Source organism: Sphaerisporangium siamense (assembly GCF_014205275.1).
In the GTDB taxonomy this organism is placed as follows: domain Bacteria; phylum Actinomycetota; class Actinomycetes; order Streptosporangiales; family Streptosporangiaceae; genus Sphaerisporangium; species Sphaerisporangium siamense.
On record NZ_JACHND010000001.1, the window covers coordinates 8,383,256 to 8,400,289 of the forward strand.

At 72.3% G+C, this 17,034-nt stretch carries 16 protein-coding genes; 8 read left to right on the forward strand and 8 right to left on the reverse strand.

Annotation, left to right across the window (positions count from 1 at the left end; translation table 11 throughout):
- Positions 1 to 40: 40 nt before the first annotated feature.
- Together sucD and sucC are read right to left on the reverse strand one after the other, a co-directional pair.
- Entirely contained in the window at positions 41 to 928 is an 888-nt protein-coding gene (gene sucD / locus BJ982_RS37675) for a succinate--CoA ligase subunit alpha (protein ID WP_184888112.1), read from the reverse strand.
- Positions 928 to 2,106, reverse strand: a complete 1,179-nt coding sequence (gene sucC, locus BJ982_RS37680) for an ADP-forming succinate--CoA ligase subunit beta (protein WP_184888114.1) — start codon at positions 2,104 to 2,106, stop codon at positions 928 to 930. Before sucC ends, sucD begins: the two co-directional genes overlap by 1 nt.
- Positions 2,107 to 2,535: 429 nt before the next feature.
- On the opposite strand from sucC, the gene BJ982_RS37685 reads away from it, so the two are divergent.
- Positions 2,536 to 3,393 carry a hypothetical protein gene (locus tag BJ982_RS37685; protein WP_184888116.1) on the forward strand — a complete coding sequence of 286 codons (858 nt, stop codon included), beginning with the start codon at positions 2,536 to 2,538 and terminating at the stop codon, positions 3,391 to 3,393.
- A 152-nt stretch (positions 3,394 to 3,545) separates the two neighbouring features.
- On the opposite strand, the gene pcrA is transcribed toward BJ982_RS37685, so the two are convergent.
- Complete coding sequence (pcrA, locus tag BJ982_RS37690) at positions 3,546 to 5,768, reverse strand: DNA helicase PcrA (protein WP_184889952.1); 2,223 nt, start codon at positions 5,766 to 5,768, stop codon at positions 3,546 to 3,548.
- 204 nt (positions 5,769 to 5,972) lie between these two features.
- Here pcrA and BJ982_RS37695 point away from each other — a divergent pair, with 204 nt between their 5' ends.
- A complete protein-coding gene (locus BJ982_RS37695) occupies positions 5,973 to 6,701 on the forward strand; it encodes a PIG-L deacetylase family protein (protein ID WP_239123612.1) in 729 nt (242 codons plus the stop codon).
- A gap of 31 nt (positions 6,702 to 6,732) precedes the next feature.
- On the opposite strand, the gene BJ982_RS37700 is transcribed toward BJ982_RS37695, so the two are convergent.
- The 5 genes from BJ982_RS37700 to BJ982_RS37720 all read right to left on the reverse strand — a co-directional run bounded on the left by BJ982_RS37700 (position 6,733) and on the right by BJ982_RS37720 (position 10,524).
- A complete protein-coding gene (locus tag BJ982_RS37700; RefSeq protein WP_184888118.1) occupies positions 6,733 to 7,500 on the reverse strand; it encodes a CPBP family intramembrane glutamic endopeptidase in 768 nt (255 codons plus the stop codon).
- Positions 7,497 to 7,763, reverse strand: a complete 267-nt coding sequence (locus tag BJ982_RS37705; RefSeq protein WP_184888120.1) for a WhiB family transcriptional regulator — start codon at positions 7,761 to 7,763, stop codon at positions 7,497 to 7,499. The genes BJ982_RS37700 and BJ982_RS37705 overlap by 4 nt, the downstream gene beginning before the upstream one ends.
- A gap of 158 nt (positions 7,764 to 7,921) precedes the next feature.
- Complete coding sequence (locus BJ982_RS37710; protein WP_239123609.1) at positions 7,922 to 8,632, reverse strand: neutral zinc metallopeptidase; 711 nt, start codon at positions 8,630 to 8,632, stop codon at positions 7,922 to 7,924.
- A gap of 40 nt (positions 8,633 to 8,672) precedes the next feature.
- A complete protein-coding gene (locus BJ982_RS37715) occupies positions 8,673 to 9,305 on the reverse strand; it encodes a response regulator (RefSeq protein ID WP_184888123.1) in 633 nt (210 codons plus the stop codon).
- Positions 9,306 to 9,342: 37 nt separating this feature from the next.
- Entirely contained in the window at positions 9,343 to 10,524 is a 1,182-nt protein-coding gene (locus BJ982_RS37720) for an ATP-binding protein (RefSeq protein ID WP_184888125.1), read from the reverse strand.
- Between the two features lie 133 nt (positions 10,525 to 10,657).
- On the opposite strand from BJ982_RS37720, the gene BJ982_RS37725 reads away from it, so the two are divergent.
- From BJ982_RS37725 to BJ982_RS37750, 6 genes are all read left to right on the forward strand, one after another.
- On the forward strand, positions 10,658 to 12,232 hold the full coding sequence (locus BJ982_RS37725; protein ID WP_184888127.1) for a PspC domain-containing protein: 1,575 nt from the start codon (positions 10,658 to 10,660) through the stop codon (positions 12,230 to 12,232).
- On the forward strand, positions 12,222 to 12,398 hold the full coding sequence (locus BJ982_RS37730) for a hypothetical protein (protein WP_184888129.1): 177 nt from the start codon (positions 12,222 to 12,224) through the stop codon (positions 12,396 to 12,398). The genes BJ982_RS37725 and BJ982_RS37730 overlap by 11 nt, the downstream gene beginning before the upstream one ends.
- A gap of 78 nt (positions 12,399 to 12,476) precedes the next feature.
- Positions 12,477 to 12,932, forward strand: a complete 456-nt coding sequence (locus BJ982_RS37735; protein WP_184888131.1) for a nuclear transport factor 2 family protein — start codon at positions 12,477 to 12,479, stop codon at positions 12,930 to 12,932.
- Between the two features lie 200 nt (positions 12,933 to 13,132).
- Positions 13,133 to 13,615, forward strand: coding sequence for a (2Fe-2S)-binding protein (locus BJ982_RS37740; protein ID WP_184888132.1), 483 nt, complete (start codon positions 13,133 to 13,135; stop codon positions 13,613 to 13,615).
- Between the two features lie 17 nt (positions 13,616 to 13,632).
- Complete coding sequence (locus BJ982_RS37745) at positions 13,633 to 16,050, forward strand: xanthine dehydrogenase family protein molybdopterin-binding subunit (protein WP_373869697.1); 2,418 nt, start codon at positions 13,633 to 13,635, stop codon at positions 16,048 to 16,050.
- Entirely contained in the window at positions 16,047 to 17,015 is a 969-nt protein-coding gene (locus BJ982_RS37750; RefSeq protein ID WP_184888134.1) for an FAD binding domain-containing protein, read from the forward strand. The genes BJ982_RS37745 and BJ982_RS37750 overlap by 4 nt, the downstream gene beginning before the upstream one ends.
- Positions 17,016 to 17,034 lie beyond the last annotated feature (19 nt).

Here is a 17,034-nt window from a genome sequence, read left to right on the forward strand (position 1 = left end):
CCGGGTGGACGGTGAGCCGGTGCGGCGTTCCTGAGCGCGTTCAGCGGGAACGCATGACCTCGCGCATGAGGCGCGCCGTCTCGCTGGGGGTCTTGCCGACGCGGACGCCGACCTTCTCCAGCGCCTCCTTCTTGGCCTGGGCGGTGCCGGCGGAACCGGACACGATGGCCCCGGCGTGGCCCATGGTCTTGCCCTCCGGGGCGGTGAAGCCCGCGACGTAGGCGACGACCGGCTTGGTGACGTGCTGCTCGATGTAGGCCGCCGCGCGCTCCTCGGCGTCGCCGCCGATCTCGCCGATCATCACGATCGCGTCGGTGCCCGGGTCGTTCTGGAAGGCCTCCAGCGCGTCGATGTGCGTGGTGCCGATCACCGGGTCGCCGCCGATGCCGACGGCGGTGGAGAAGCCGATGTCGCGCAGCTCGTACATGAGCTGGTAGGTCAGCGTGCCGGACTTGCTGACCAGGCCGATGCGGCCCGCCGTGGTGATGTCGGCGGGGATGATGCCGGCGTTGGAGGCGCCGGGCGAGGCGATGCCGGGGCAGTTCGGGCCGATGATGCGGGTCCTGCCGCCCTTGGAGATGGCGTACGCCCAGAACTCGGTGGTGTCGTGGACGGGCACGCCCTCGGTGATGACGACGGCGAGGGGGATCTCGGCGTCGACGGCCTCGATGACCGCGGACTTGGTGCCCGCCGGCGGCACGAAGATCACCGTGACGTCCGCGCCGGTGGCGGCCATGGCCTCGGCGACGGTCGCGAAGACGGGCAGCTCGACGCCGTCGAAGTCGACGGTGGTGCCGGCCTTGCGGGGGTTGGTCCCGCCGACGACCTTGGCGCCGGCCTTGAGCATGCGCCGGGTGTGCTTGGAGCCCTCGGACCCCGTGATGCCCTGGACGATGATCCTGCTGTTCTCGGTCAGCCAGATTGCCATTACGCACCTACCGCGGCGAGCTCGGCGGCACGCTTGGCCGCGTCGTCCATCGTGTCAACGAGTTCGACCCGGGGCAGGCCCGCGTCGGACAGGATCTGCCGCCCGAGGGCGGCGTTGTTGCCGTCCAGCCGGACGACGAGCGGGTGCGTCACGGCCTCGCCGCGGTCACCGAGCAGTTTGAAGGCCGAGACGATGCCGTTGGCGACCGCGTCGCAGGCGGTGATGCCGCCGAAGACGTTCACGAACACCGACTTGACGCTCGGGTCGGACAGGACGATCTCCAGGCCGTTGGCCATGACCTCGGCGGACGCGCCGCCGCCGATGTCGAGGAAGTTCGCCGGGCGCTGGCCGCCGAACTGCTCGCCCGCGTAGGCCACGACGTCGAGGGTGGACATGACCAGGCCCGCGCCGTTGCCGATGATGCCGACCGAGCCGTCGAGCTTGACGTAGTTGAGGTCCTTGGCCTTGGCCTTGGCCTCCAGCGGGTCCTCCGCGGCCTTGTCGGCGTACGCCTCGTGCTCGGGCTGGCGGAAGGAGGCGTTGTCGTCGAGGGTGACCTTGCCGTCCAGCGCCTTCACCTGGCCGTCCTTGGTCAGGATCATGGGGTTGACCTCGACGAGCGTGGCGTCCTCGTCGAGGAAGACGGCCCACAGCTTCTCGATGATCTCGGCGGCGCCGTCGAGCGCGGCCTCCGGCAGGCCGCCGGCCTGGGCGATCTCGCGCCCGCGCGCGCGGTCCACGCCGGTCAGCGGGGAGACCGGGATCTGGGCGACCTTCTCGGGGGTCGTGTGCGCGACCTCTTCGATGTCCATGCCGCCCGACGCGGAGCAGATGGCGAGGAAGGTGCGGTTCGCGCGGTCGAGCAGGAAGGAGAAGTAGTACTCCTCCGCGATCGCGCTGGCCTCTTCGACGAGCACCTTGTGAACCGTGTGCCCCTTGATGTCCATGCCGAGGATGTCGGTGGCCTTGCGCTCGGCGTCGGCGACGTCGTCGGCGACCTTGACGCCTCCCGCCTTACCGCGGCCCCCGGTCTTGACCTGGGCTTTGACGACGACGCGGCCGGTCAGCTGCTCCGCTGCCGCGCGCGCCTCCTCCACGGTGCGCGCGACGACGCCGCGCGGCACCGGGATGCCATACTCCGCGAAGAGCTCCTTCGCCTGATGTTCGAACAGGTCCACGAGGGTCCGTCCTTGCTTGTCCGGCTGACTTCTTCTCTACGTTGAGGACCAGACCCCGGGGCACCCGCGAACTACCGGGAAGCCTGGCCTCAGAAGCCTAGCCTCCGTGGAGACGTGGAGCGCCCGCCGGGGGGCCTTTGCCGCCGCATGACAAGTAATGCGATACGGCAAGTTTCCCCAAATTTCGCGAAACCGCGGCCCGTGACCCTGCCCGCCGCCCGGCCGCACCGGGGCGCACGGACGGTGACGGAGGGTCACGTACCCCATCGGCACCGACACCACATATGCCGATATATCCCTCGACTGCTGCTATTTGCGCCAAAGGGCCTCTCTACCTGGCGATCCGTGATATCAAGCTGATCTTGCACGGCATGGACGCCGGGACCCTCGACGACGGATAGAGGGTCTTACGACGGGAGGAACCCCTTAATGAGGCGATTGATCGCCCTGACCGCGACCGCCCTGCTCGCCCCCGCCCTGGCACTGGCCGCGTCGGCCACCGCGCACGCCGCCCCGAAGCCCACCGCGGCCGGCCCGGCCGACGCCCTGCGGCAGCAACTGGTCAAGCGGACCACCGTACGCATCGACGAGCGCAACGAGTTCCGGCTCGGCAAGACCGCCCTGCGGTACCGGGAGACCGGCGTCGTGCGGTTCGGCAGGTCCGGGCCCGACGCGGGTGACACCAAGCTGACGATCAGCTCCGGCGCGTCCAAGAGCACCGGCCACATCATCGCGCTCGGTGGCAAGGTGTACGTGAAGAGCCCGGTGTACGACGACGCCCTGCCCGCCGGCAAGACCTGGGTGCGGTTCACCGGCCCGGCGCGCACGACCCTGCTCGTCGACGTGCTGCGGCCCCGGACGCTCGGCGCGCTGGTCGCCCACACCAAGAGCAAGGCCCCCGGCGGCACGGTCAACGGCGCCAGGACCACTCTGCTGCGCGGTGCCATCACGCTGGGCGAGCTGGCCAAGGTGTCGCCGGACGGCGGCCTGCGCGGCCTGAGCGGCAAGGAGAAGAAGATCGCGGTGCCGTGGAAGCTGTGGGTCGGCGGCGACCAGCTTCCCCGGCGGTTCCAGGCGGCGGTGGTCCTGCCGGGACCGGCCCCGCTCGGTGACCTGAAGCTGTCGAGCGACGCGCGCTACGCCGGCTGGGGCGGGCACGTGGCCATCCAGGCTCCGCCGGCCGACCTGGTCGTCGACCAGAAGGACCTGGAGACCGACGAGGACCTGCCCGAGGCACGGCCCGACCTCATCACCACCATCACCGGCAGGGCGGCCGCCAAGAGCTGACCACCACGCGCCGCCGTCCGCGACGGCCGCGCACCGACGGCCCGGTAAGGCTTCCTTACCGGGCCGTCGGCTTACCGGGACATCTTCCTCCGGCCGGACGAGCCGGAAGACAGAACCCCTGGTGCGGACGGCGTGCGATCCGATCCGCGCGGCTAGAGCTTCTCGATCGGGGCGTACGCCAGCAGCAAGGTCTTCTCGCCGCCGGAGCCGAAGTCGATCTTCACCTTGGCCTTCTCCGCGACGCCCTCGACCGTGACCACGGTGCCGAGCCCGAAGGCGTCGTGCGTGACGCGGTCGCCCGGGCTGAGGTTCGGGATCGACCGGCCGCCGCCGCGCGACGGCGCCGCGGCAGCGCGCGTCTCGCGGACGGTCGCCGCCGTCCACGCCGACTTCTGCGGGTCGCTGCGCCAGTCGAGCAGGTCGGACGGCACCTCGGCCAGGAACCGGGACGCGGGGTTGAACGCGGGGGACCCCCACGAGCTGCGCACGGCCGCGCGCGAGACGTACAGCCGCTGCTGGGCGCGGGTGATGCCGACGTAGGCGAGGCGGCGTTCCTCCTCCAGCTCGCGGGGCTCGCCGAGGGACCTCATGTGGGGGAAGACGCCGTCCTCCAGGCCGGTGAGGAACACGACCGGGAACTCCAGGCCCTTGGCGGTGTGCAGCGTCATCAGCGTGACGACGCCCTGGTGGTCCTCCCCTTCGGGGATCTGGTCGGCGTCGGCGACCAGCGAGACCTGCTCCAGGAAGTCGACGAGCGTGCCCTCGGGGTTGGCCTCCTCGAACTCCTGGGCCACGGAGATCAGCTCGTTGAGGTTCTCCAGCCGGCTCTCGTCCTGCGGGTCGCCGGAGGTCTCCAGCTCGGTGCGGTAGCCGGTGCTCGCCAGGACCTCTTCGGCCAGCTCGGACAGCGGCAGTTCCTTGCCCCGCAGGTCTTCGAGCAGGGCGACGAACTCTTTGATGGCGTTGAGCGAGCGCGTGGCCAGCCCGGGAGCCTCCTCCGCCCGGCGCAGGCCCTCCCAGAAGCTGACGCGCTCGCGGGCGGCGAACGCCTCGACCATGGCCTCGGCGCGCTCGCCGATGCCCCGCTTGGGGACGTTGATGACGCGGCGCAGCGAGACGGTGTCGTTGGGGTTGGCGAGCACCCGCAGGTAGGCGAGCAGGTCGCGGACCTCGCGGCGCTCGTAGAACCGCACGCCGCCGACGACCTTGTACGGCAGGCCGGTGCGGATGAAGATCTCTTCGAAGACACGGGAGGCGGCGTTGGTGCGGTAGAAGACGGCGACCTGGCCGGGCGTGACGTCCTCGTCGTCGGCGAGACGGTCGACCTCCTGGGCGACGAACATGGCCTCGTCGTGCTCGTTGTCGGCCACATAACCGATGATCTTGGGCCCTGCGCCCTGGTCGGACCAGAGGTTCTTGGGCTTGCGGCTCTCGTTGCGCGAGATCACGGCGTTGGCCGCGGACAGGATCGTCTGGGTGGAGCGGTAGTTCTGCTCCAGGAGGATCGTGCGCGCCTGCGGGTAGTCGCGCTCGAACTCCAGGATGTTGCGGATCGTCGCGCCGCGGAAGGCGTAGATCGACTGGTCGGCGTCGCCCACCACGCACAGCTCGGCGGGCTCCACGCCCCCGCCCTCCACGACCGGCTCGCCGTCCGCCGTGAGGCGGTCCGGCAGGCCGACCAGCTCTCTGATCAGCATGTACTGGGCGTGGTTGGTGTCCTGGTACTCGTCGACCATGACGTGGCGGAAGCGGCGGCGGTAGTGCTCGGCGACGTCGGGGAAGAGCTGGAACAACGTGACCGTCAGCATGATCAGGTCGTCGAAGTCCATGGCGTCGGCCTCGGTGAGCCGCGCCTGGTAGGTGGCGTACGCCTGGGCGAGCGTGCGCTCCAGGTGGGTCTGCGCCTTGTCCTTGGCGGTGTCGTAGTCGATCAGCTCGTTCTTGAGGTTGCTGACCTGCGCGGAGAACGAGCGCGGCGGGTAGCGCTTGGGGTCGAGGTCGAGCTCGCGGCAGACCATCGCCATCAGCCGCTGGGAGTCGGCCTGGTCGTAGATCGAGAAGCTGGAGGAGAAGCCCAGCCGCTTGGCCTCACGGCGCAGGATGCGGACGCAGGCGCTGTGGAAGGTCATCACCCACATGGCCCGGGAGCGGGGACCGATGAGGCGGTCCACCCGCTCCTTCATCTCTTTGGCGGCCTTGTTGGTGAAGGTGATCGCCAGGACCTCCTGCGGCTGGACGTGCCGCTCGGACAACAGGTAGGCGATGCGGTGGGTGAGCACCCGCGTCTTGCCCGAGCCGGCCCCGGCGACGATCAGGAGGGGGCTTCCCTGGTGGACGACGGCGTCGCGCTGCTGCGGGTTGAGCCCGTCCAGCAGGGGATGGTCAACGGCGGGATTCGCGGCACGGGTGGACACCCCCCTAGATTATGGCGACTCACCGACAGTGGACGCCTCTTCGCCCCCCATCCCGCCCCTGTTTCCGCGTCCGATGCGGCCGATCGGCTCAGCACTCCGGCAAGTCACTGGAAATATCAAGTTGCCGTGGTTTGTTCATGGCGCAGTGGACCGAGGAGGAACAGCGTGACCCCACTTGACGACGCCGACGTGAGCACCGTTCTGGTGGTGACCGCGCACCCCGACGACGTGGACTTCGGCGCGGCCGGGTCGGTGGCCCTGCTCACCGACAAGGGAATCCGTGTCGTGTACTGCGTGGTCACCGACGGCGACGCCGGAGGCTTCGATCGCGAGCTCGACAACGGCGGCATGGCGCAGTTGCGGCGCGCCGAGCAGACCGAGGCGGCCAAACGGGTGGGCGTGACCGACCTGCGTTTCCTGGGGTACCAGGACGGGACGGTGGAGCCGACCCTGGGCCTGCGCCGCGACATCTCGCGGGTGATCCGGCAGGTGCGGCCGGACCGCGTGATCACCTCCTCGCCCGAGCGCAACTACGTCCGCATCCAGCCGAGCCACCCGGACCACCGGGCCGTGGGCGGCGCGACCCTGGACGCGGTCTACCCCGACGCGCGCAACCCCTACGCCTTCCCCGAGCTGCTGGCCGACGAGGGTCTTGAGGCGTGGGCGGTCAGGGAGGTGTGGCTGACGGGCGGCCAGGCCAACAACCACTGGGTGGACATCACGGCGACCGTCGACCGCAAGGTGTCCGCGCTGAGGGCGCACGTCAGCCAGATCGCGCACATCGCCGACGGCATGGAGCAGTTCGTGCGCGGCTTCCTCGCGGCCAACGCCAAGACGGCGGGCCTGCCGGAGGGCAGCTACGCCGAGGGCTTCCAGGTCGTTCAGACCGCCTGACCGGTCGCGCGGACCGCTTCAACGTTCATGTTCACCGGTCATGCTGACCGCCGGGCCGCCCCGCGCGCCGTTCGAGCCGGCGCGCGGCCCGCGCGGCGAAGTAGCCGAGCGTGTTGGTGGCCAGGTGCAGCAGGGACGGCGCCGCCAGCCCGCCGCGCCGCCGCAGCTCATGGAAGGCGGCCCCGGCCAGGGCGGTGGTGACCACCGTGCCCGCGACGACCCGGACCGGGCCCTCCGCGGGGCCGTCCTGCGGCTCGCCCGAGGCCAGGCGGCTGAAGGAGGGGTTGGTGGCGGCCATGTCGAGCGCGGGCAGGATGTGCCACAGCCCGAACAGCGCCGAGGCGCCCGCGACCGCCGCCACCGGGCCGTGCGAGCGGCGCAGCGCGGCGGGCAGCACGCCGCGGAAGGCGACCTCCTCCAGCAGGACGGTGCCCAGCGGCACCTGGACCAGGGCCTCCTCCAGCAGGCGGGCCCGCGACACCCCGAGGGCGCGCTCGTCCAGGAACAGCGGGCGGGTGCGCGGCGTGAGCACGCCCGCGGTGTAGACGGCGGCGACGGCGGCGGCCAGGGCCCCGCCGATCACGGCCCCCCGGCGCGGAGTGGTGAAGCCCATCTCGGGCCAGGACAGGCCCGCACGCCGGCCCAGCGCCACCAGCGCCCCGGCCGCCACGGCGGAGGTCACCGGCGCCAGCCGCCGCGCGACACGGTTGTTCAGCACATTGGCCACCACGAGCACCCCCACGGCCGGTGCCACGACCCCGGCGACGACCCGCCCGGAGGGGGACTCGGGGGTGCTCATGAGGCGGCCCGGCGGCCCCAGCCCGGGGGGAATCGGAGGCGGCGGCGTTCGGCGGTGGTCAGGCCGCCCCAGATGCCCTCGCGCTCCCCCGCCCGGACCGCGTACGCCCGGCACTCCAGGATGACGGGGCAGGCGGCGCAGACGGCCTTGGCCCTGGCCTCCTGTTCGGGGAAGGGCGCCTCGGGGAAGAAAAGCTCGGGATCGGCGCCGCGGCAGGCCCCCCTGCTCGCCCAGCCCGCTTCGCGAACGGCCCGCGTCCCCATGGTGCACCTCCCGGCCGCGCGGCCCCCGCGCGTCATGACCGCGCGCGCCGGCCCGTCCGGCCGCGCTCCAGAACGCCAGGTTACGGGCCCGCCACGGGTGCCACATCCGCCCACGGGCGTATCCGCGCTCCCCTTCACGGCGTAGTCCGCGCGGGCCTTCAGCACGCGTCGGCGCCGCTGTCGTAGCCGCCCGCGAACGCCTGCTGGCGCTGGGCCGGGGTGCCGTGCGCGTCCGGGCGCAGCCACTCGTCGGTGGGGTCGCCGGCCGCGGCGAGGTTGGCGAGCAGTTCCTCGTCGTCGCCCGCCTCGGCCTCGATGGAGCCGGAGTCGATCATGCCGCGCAGCGCGGCGCCCGCGTAGCAGTCGGCCTGCAGCTCGCGCTGGACGTTGAGGCCGAAGTCGCTCATGAGCTGCGCCTGCACGGCGTGCCCCAGCTCGTGCGGGATGATCACGTACACGGCGCCGTCGCCGCCGTTCTCGTACAGCTTGCGCATCCACGCCTCGTCGTAGGCGACGAAGTGCCCGAGCGGGCAGTAGAAGGCGTTCTCGGGCACAGCAGGCTGCTCGCCGCAGGCCGGGCCGCCCTCACCGGAATACGCCTGGAAGCCCTGGATCGGGCGGTAGGCCCGGCCCGCGGCCTCGAACCTCTGCTGCCAGAAACGTTCGCTGAGCGTGCGGGCGAGCTCGACGTCCTCCTCGAACTTCTGGCCGAAGGACCGGGGCGAGGCGGAGGCGCTCCCGTCCGAACCCGTGTGGTCGGGGTACCTGCGGGGGAATTCGGAGGAGCAGGCCGCCGCCAGAAGCACGACCAGCACAGCGGACAGGACGGACAGGAACGGGCGGACGTGCGACGTGCGGCGAGGGGTCACACGTCCCATCCTGTCGGAATCATCCTGCCGGTGCGGCGGCTCACACCAGACGGCGCGCGGTCGCCCAGCGGGACAGTTCGTGACGGTTGGAGAGCTGAAGTTTGCGCAGGACCGACGAGACGTGCGTCTCGACCGTCTTCACCGAGATGAACAGCTCCTTGGCGATCTCTTTATAGGCGTACCCGCGGGCGATCAGGCGCAGCACCTCGCGCTCCCGCGACGTCAGCGAGTCCAGCTCGGGGTCGATGGACGGCGCCTCGGTGGAGGCGAAGGCGTCCAGCACGAACCCGGCCAGCCGCGGCGAGAAGACCGCGTCCCCCTCCGAGACCCGGACGATCGCGTCGGTCAGCTCCCTGCCGCTGATGGTCTTGGTGACGTAGCCGCGCGCGCCGCCGCGGATCACGCCGATGACGTCCTCGGCGGCGTCGGACACCGACAGGGCGAGGAAGCGCACCTGCGAGCCGGAGCCGAGCACCCGGCGCAGCACCTCCTGCCCGCCGCCCCCGGGCATGTGCACGTCGAGCAGCACGACGTCGGGCTTGAGCTCCTCGATGGCGCCGACCGCGGTGTCGACGTCCTCGGCCTCGCCGATCACCTCGATCTGCGGCCCCAGCTCGGCGCGGACGCCGGACCGGAAGAGCCGGTGGTCGTCCACGATCAGTACCTTGACCATCGTCACAGCTCCCTCACGCGCCGGTTGTGCTCGCGGATCACGCCTGCTCCCGCTTCATCGTCAGCATTACCTCGGTTCCGTCGCCCGGTTCGGTCCGCACCCGGGCGCTGCCGCCGTGCCGCTCCATGCGGCCGATGATCGACTGACGGATGCCCATGCGGTCGTCGGGGACCTCCTCCATGGTGAACCCCTTGCCGCGATCCCTGACGAACACCGTGACCTCCTCGGGCTCCACCTCCGCGTAGACGGAGATGACCGGAGCCTCAGCGTATTTGGCCGCGTTGACCATCGCCTGCCGGGCCGCCTGCAGCATCGCGCGCAGGCCGTCGTCCAGGTCGCAGTCACCCACGCAGACGATCTCGATGGGCACGCCGTGCTCGTCCTCGATCTCGGCGGCCACCCGGCGGACGGCCGCCGCCATGGTCGCGTCGGCGTCGGACTTCGGCTGGTACAGCCAGTTGCGCAGCTCGCGCTCCTGCGAGCGGGCGAGGCGGGTGACCTCGAAGGGGTCCTGGGCGCTGCGCTGGATCAGCGTCAGGGTGTGCAGGACCGAGTCGTGCACGTGCGCGGCCATCTCGGCGCGCTCCTCCTGGCGGATGCGCTCCCTGCGCTCCTTCTGCAGTTCCTTCCACAGGCCGGTCAGCCAGGGGGCGGCGATGAGGCCGATGCCGCCGACGACGACGCCCGTGAACGCCAGGCCGGGCCGGGCCTCGGCCAGCTTGCCCTGGGCGGCCAGGAAGCCGATCGCGCCGATGACGACCAGGACCAGGCCGATGCCGGTGCGGATCCACGACCGGCGGACCTGGCGGACCGCGTCGGTCATCCAGCGCGCGCGCCGCCCGGGGTCGGCCTGCTGCCACAGGATCAGCGTGCCGATGCCGCCCACGGCGATCGACCAGGTGCCGACGCCGCCGGTGGAGGCGCCGGTGAGCCATCCGAAGGAGGTCAGCGCGACGCCGAGCACTCCGTAGGCGGTGGCCTGTCCCCAGTCGCGGGGCGGCGCCTCGCCGGGTTCGCGCGGGGTGAACATCCACAGCGCCGCGTACGCGAGGACGCCCAGGCCGTCCAGGACGCTGAGCAGCACGAAGGCGAGCCGCAGCACCACGGGGTCCAGCCTGAGCTGGGCGGCGGCCCCTTGGGCGACGCCCGCGACGAGCCGGCCTTTCAGCGGCCGGATCAGGCGCGGGTACGCCTCGGGAAGGGTGGGGGTCTCTGACATCTCCTGAGCATCGTCACATGTGAGAGGGCGGGAACGCATCAGGGCGCTCCCTGACTCCTGCCCTGAGGGCTCGGGGACGAGTCAGGGGTTCCCCGGATGGTGAGGCGGCCCCCCGACCGGCCACGATGGTTTCATGACCGAACCAGGCGGTGCCGGCACGGCGCGGGACACGGGCGCCGACCCGGGCGAGCGGCGCGTCCTCCAGCGTAGCGACGAGGGACGCATGCTCACGGGCGTGTGCGCCGGGCTCGGCCGCGCCACCGGGATGGACCCCGTGATCTTCCGGGTGGGCTTCGCCGTCCTCGTCGTGGGCTCGGGCATCGGCATCATGCTGTACGTCGCGGCGTTCCTTCTCATGCGGAGCGCGAACGGCGGCCCCGGGTACGTCGAGCAGTGGAGCCGCAGGTCCTTCGACACCGAGACCGTGATGGCGCTGCTGGCCGCGATCTTCGCGCTCGGCCTGGTGATCAACCTGGCGGCCGACGGCATCGGCACCGCCACCGTCGTCGTGGGCACGCTGCTCGCCATCGCGCTCCTCGCGGCGCACGCGCGCGGCGTGGACCTGCTGGCCCTGGCCAAGAGCCTGCCCGAGCGGGTGAGGCGGCGGGGCGAAGAGCCGGTCGGCGACTTCCAGCTCAGCGGCTCCCTGCTGGGCCGGCCGTTCGGGCAGGCCTCCACGGCCGGGTTCGCCCAGGCCGCCGCTCCGGCGGACGCCCCCGGCGCGCCCCCCTCGGACGCCCCGCGCCCGTACACGCCCCCCTCGGACGCACCCGTCCGGGACGCGTCCCTTTCGGACGCGCCCGTCGCGGACGCGCCCCTTCAGGACGCGCCGCCGCCCGGCCAAGGGCCGAGGACGCCGGGAGACTTCCGGCAGGCGGCGCCCGGCGCGGCGCCCCGTCCGGCGTACGAGCGGCCCGCCCCGGAGTACCGCCGCCTGTCCGACCTCGCGCGGGAGGCCCGCCCCGGCGGGTTCGACTCCTCCGGCGAGCCTTTCGCCCCGCACGGCCCGTACGGCTTCCGGGGCCCCAACCTGCCGTACGAGCCGCACGACTGGGCTCACGGCGGGCGCGCCCCCGCCGCGCCGGCGCGGCCCAAGCGCCCGAAGTCGTTCATCGGCGGCATAACGATGCTCGCCGCGTTCGTGGTCGGAGGAATCATGGTCGCAACGCAGTCGCCCGCGGGCACGCTGAACTTCCCCGTCGTCGGGGCCTCCGTCCTGATCACCATCGGCGCGGGGCTGCTGGTCGCGGCCTGGTTCGGCAGGGGCGTGGGCCTCGTGGCGACCGGCACGCTGATGGCGGTCGTCCTGGTCGCCGGGTCGACGGTGAACAGCATCCCGAAGAGGATCGGCAGCTACACCTGGCAGCCCACCGACGCCGCCGTGGCCGTGCGCGCCTACGACGTGGGCATCGGCGACGGCACCCTGGACCTGCGCGACACCAAGTTCGCGCCAGGGTCACGGACGCGCTTCGACGCCTCGGTGGGCATCGGCGAGATGAAGGTGATCGTGCCGCCGACGGCCCGGGTGGAGGTGTTCGGCCGCACCAGGCTCGGCGACGTGAAGATCGAGCACGTGGTGCAGGGCGGGACGGACGTCCGGCACGACAAGGTCCTGGAGCCGGACGTCACGCCGCCGGGCAGCCCCGCGGTCATCGAGCTGCACGTCAAGGCGGGCATCGGCGACGTGGAGGTGCGCCGTGCGGCATAAGACGGACTGGCTTTCGCTGCTGTGCGGCCTGCTGTTCATCGGCCTCGGCGTCCGCTACCTCACCCGTCCCGCGCCCGACACGGCGCTCATGGGTCTGATCCTCGTGGCCGGCCTGGGCTTCGCCGGGTTCGTCGCGGTGATCGCCAAGGCCGCGCGCAAGCGCTGACCCGGCGGCGGCGCCCGTTCGCGGCGGGCCCGCGCGTGGGTATGCCCAGGCGAGGGCCCACCTGACCGGGGAGCCGCCGTGACGACGTCGTTGAGGCCGCCGTTCACCGAGGAGACCGCGCGCGCGAAGGTCCAGGCCGCCGAGGACGCCTGGAACACCCGCGACCCGCGCCGCGTCGCCCTCGCGTACACGCCCGGCTCGGTGTGGCGCAACCGGTCGGAGTTCGTGACCGGCCGGGAGGAGATCATCCGGTTCCTCACCGCGAAGTGGGCCAGGGAGCTCGACTACGCGCTGCGCAAGGAGCTGTGGGCGTTCACCGATGACCGTATCGCCGTGCGCTTCCAGTACGAATGCCGCGACGCGGCCGGCCAGTGGTGGCGCAGCTACGGCAACGAGCTGTGGGAGTTCGACGCGGACGGGCTGATGCGGCGGCGCGAGGCCAGCATCAACGACGTCCCGATCGGGGAGGCGGACCGGCGCGTCTTCGGGTCCAGGCCCTCGGCGGAGCTGGGACGCCCGTTTCCCCTCCGGTGAACGCGCCACGGCGGTCCGGAATGGGCGGGGCTGGGGAGACGCGGGGCAACGGCGGCGTGTCCTGGGCCCTGGGGGGTTGACCTCGCACGTCAGGGGCGTACGTTCACAATGTCGGCTCCCGCCCCGGCGAGTGCCCGCGGGGGCGCGCACGATGCCGCGCACGGCGACGGAAGCACACGGCCACCTGTCCTGGAGGTCCAATGACCCGTATCACCGTCACGGTCGACGGCGTCGCCTACGAGGAGGAGGTGGAGCCCCGCCTGCTCCTCGTCCACTTCCTGCGCGACCGGCTCGGCAAGGTGGGCACGCCCATCGGCTGTGACACGAGCAACTGCGGCGCGTGCACGGTCCTGCTGGACGGCAGGAGCGCCAAGAGCTGCGCGGTCCTCGCCGTGCAGGCCGACGGCGGCGACGTCCTCACCATCGAAGGGCTCGCGGACGGCGACACCTGGCACCCCATGCAGCGGGCCTTCCACGAGGAGCACGGGCTGCAGTGCGGCTACTGCACGCCCGGCATGATCATGGCCGCCCTCGACCTGCTCAAGGACGACCCCGACCCCTCCGAGGAGGCGATCCGCTCGGGCCTGGAGGGCAACCTGTGCCGGTGCACCGGCTACACCAACATCGTCAGGTCCGTGCGCCGCGGCGCCCGGGACATGAGCGGCCGTGAGGTGACGCCGTGACCGAGCTCGACGCCGGGGTGATCGCCCGGCACGTCGCCGAGAGCGGCGACCTCGGCGAGCCCGCGCGCGGCGGGCCGGAGATCGGCGCGGCGCGCAGGCGCAAGGAGGACGCCCGGCTGGTGACCGGGCGCACGCGCTGGACCGACAACATCCAGCTCCCCGGCATGCTGCACGTCGCGTTCCTGCGCAGCCCGCTCGCCCACGCCCGCGTCCTGCGCGCCGACGCCTCCCCCGCCCTGGGCAGGCCCGGGGTCGTCGCCGCCTTCACCGGCCGCGACCTGGCGGGGGAACTGGGCGGCCTGCCGTGCGCCTGGCCGGTCACCGAGGACATCGTCATGCCCGACCACCCCCCGATGGCGGCGGACGAGGTCAGGTACGCGGGCGAGGCGGTGGCCTGCGTGATCGCCACCGACCGGTACAAGGCCCACGACGCGCTGGAGTACATCGAGATCGACTACGACCCCCTGCCGGCCGTCGTGGACCTGACCGCCGCCCTCGCCGAGGGCTCCCCCACCGTCCACGACGCCGGCAACCGGGCGTACGTGTGGAAGTTCAGCGCCGGCGACACCGAGGCCGCGTTCCGCGACGCGCCCGTGGTGATCGAACGCGCCTACCTCCAGCAGCGGCTGATCCCCGCCGCCATGGAGCCCCGCGCAGTCGTCGCGCAGACCGACGGCGAGACCTTCACGCTGTACTCCTCCACGCAGATCCCGCACGTCCTGCGCGTGATGCTGGCCCAGGTCACCGGCATCCCCGAGCACAGGCTGCGCGTCATCGCGCCCGACGTCGGCGGCGGCTTCGGCTCCAAGCTGCAGGTCACGGCGGAGGAGGCGCTGGCGCTCCTGCTCACCCGCAGGCTCGGCAAGCCGGTGAAGTGGACCGAGTCCCGCACCGAGGGCAACCTGTCCGTCCACCACGGCCGCGGCCAGCTCCAGCGCGTCGCGATCGCCGCGGAGGCCGACGGGCGCCTCAGAGGGCTGCGCGTCGACCTGCTGGCCGACCTCGGTGCCTACCTCATGCTGATCACGCCCGGCGTGCCCGTGCTCGGCGGGTTCATGTACCCGGGCATCTACAAGATGGACGCCTACGACTTCACCTGCACCGGCGTGTTCACGACCAAGATGCCGACCGACGCCTACCGGGGCGCGGGCCGTCCCGAGGCCACGTTCGCCATCGAACGGCTCATGGACGAGCTGGCCGCCGAACTGGGCCTGGACCCCGTCGAGGTGCGGCGGCGCAACTGGATCGCCCACGAGGAGTTCCCGCACACCACGATCGCCGGCATGACGTACGACAGCGGCAACTACGAGGCCGCGACCGAGAAGGCGCTCACGCTGTTCGGATACGACGCGCTGCGGGCCGAGCAGGCCCGCCGCCGCGACCGCGGCGACCCCGTGCAGCTCGGCATCGGCGTGTCCACGTTCACCGAGATGTGCGGCCTGGCCCCGAGCCGGGTGCTCGGCTCGCTCAGCTTCGGCGCCGGAGGGTGGGAGCACGCCGCCGTCCGCATGCTGCCCACCGGCAAGGTCGAGGTCGTGACCGGCACCAGCCCGCACGGCCAGGGGCACGTGACCGCCTGGAGCCAGATCGTCGCCGACGCGCTCGGCGTGCCGTTCGAGGACGTGTCCGTCCTGCACGGCGACACCGCCGTCGCCCCCAAGGGCATGGACACCTACGGCTCCCGTTCGCTCGCGATCGGCGGGGTGGCGCTGCTCCAGGCGTGCGACAAGGTCAAGGAGAAGGCCCGGCACGTCGCCGCCCACATGCTGGAGGCGTCCGCCGACGACATCGAGTTCTCCCAGGGCGTGTTCCGGGTGCGCGGCACCGGGTCGGGCACGACGATCCAGGAGGTCGCGCTCGCGGTGTTCGGCGCGCACGACCTGCCCGACGGCGCCGAGCCGAGCCTGGACTCCGACGCGACCTACGACCCGGTGAACTTCTCCTTCCCGCACGGCACCCACCTGTGCGCGGTGGAGGTCGACACCGAGACCGGCGCCACCACGATCAGGTCGTACGTCGCCGTGGACGACGTCGGCAAGGTGATCAACCCGCTGATCGTCGAAGGGCAGGTCCACGGCGGCCTCGCCCAGGGCATCGCGCAGGCCCTGTTCGAGGAGGCCGTCTACGACGCCGAGGGCAACCTGCTCACCGCCACGCTGGCCGACTACCTGGTGCCGTCCGCCGCCGACCTGCCCGGCTTCGTCACCGCCAGGACCGAGACGCCCGCCACCAGCAACCCGCTCGGCGTCAAGGGCGTCGGCGAGGCGGGCACGATCGCCTCCACGCCCGCCGTGGTCAACGCCGTCGTGGACGCGCTGCGGCCCTACGGCGTCCACGACGTCCCCATGCCGTGCACTCCCGAACGGGTATGGCGCGCCCTCCAGGGCGGAACCGGCGCGGCCCACCGAACCACTGTCCCGGAGGGTGGCTCATGATCCCCGCGGCCTTCGATTACGTGCGCCCGTCCTCACTGGAGGAGGCCGTCGAGGTGCTGGAGGACGCCGGCGACGAGGGCAAGGTGCTGTCCGGCGGGCAGTCCCTGCTGCCCTTGCTGCGGCTGCGCCTGGCCTACCCGAGCGTGCTCGTCGACATCGGCCGGCTGCCCGGGCTGAGCGGCGTCCACGACGAGGGCGGCCACGTCCACATCGGCGCCACCACCACGCACGACGAGATCGTCCGCTCGCCGGTCGTCAACGCCGCGTGCCCGCTGGTCGCGCTGGCCACCGCGACCGTCGCCGACCCCGCCGTACGGCACCGGGGAACGTTCGGCGGGTCCATGGCCCACGCCGACCCCGCCGGAGACCTTCCCGCCGTCGCCCTGGCCCTCGACATGGAGTTCGTGCTCCGGTCCGGCTCGGGCGAGCGGGTCGTCGCCGCCCGGGACTTCTTCACCGACTACCTGGAGACCGCGCTCGAACCCGGCGAGATCCTCACCGGCGTCCGCGTGCCCAAGCTGGGCGAGGGCTGGGGGTTCCACTACGAGAAGTTCCACCGTACGGCCCAGGCGTGGGCGATCGTCGGCGTGGCGGCGGCGGTCCGGGTCTCGGGCGACGGGCCACGCGTCGAGGAGGCCCGCGTGGCCCTCACCAACATGGGGCCCACGCCCATACGCGCCACCGCCGTCGAATCCGCCGCCCGCGGCGCCGCCCTCACCACCTCCTCCGCCCTGAACGGCTTCACCCCGGCGAACCCGGGCGCCGCACGTGATCCGGGCGCTCCGGGCGCGTCCAACGGGCTGCGCGACGCGCTGCGCGAGGCGGCCTCCCACGCCGACGAGGGCACCTCCCCCACCGCCGACCTGCACGCCACCCCCGACTACCGGCGGCACCTGGCCCGCGTCCTGACCTACCGCGCCCTGAGATCCGCCGCCACGGCCGCCCGGCGGCTCCCGCCTTCCTGACGCGACGGCGGGCGAGGGC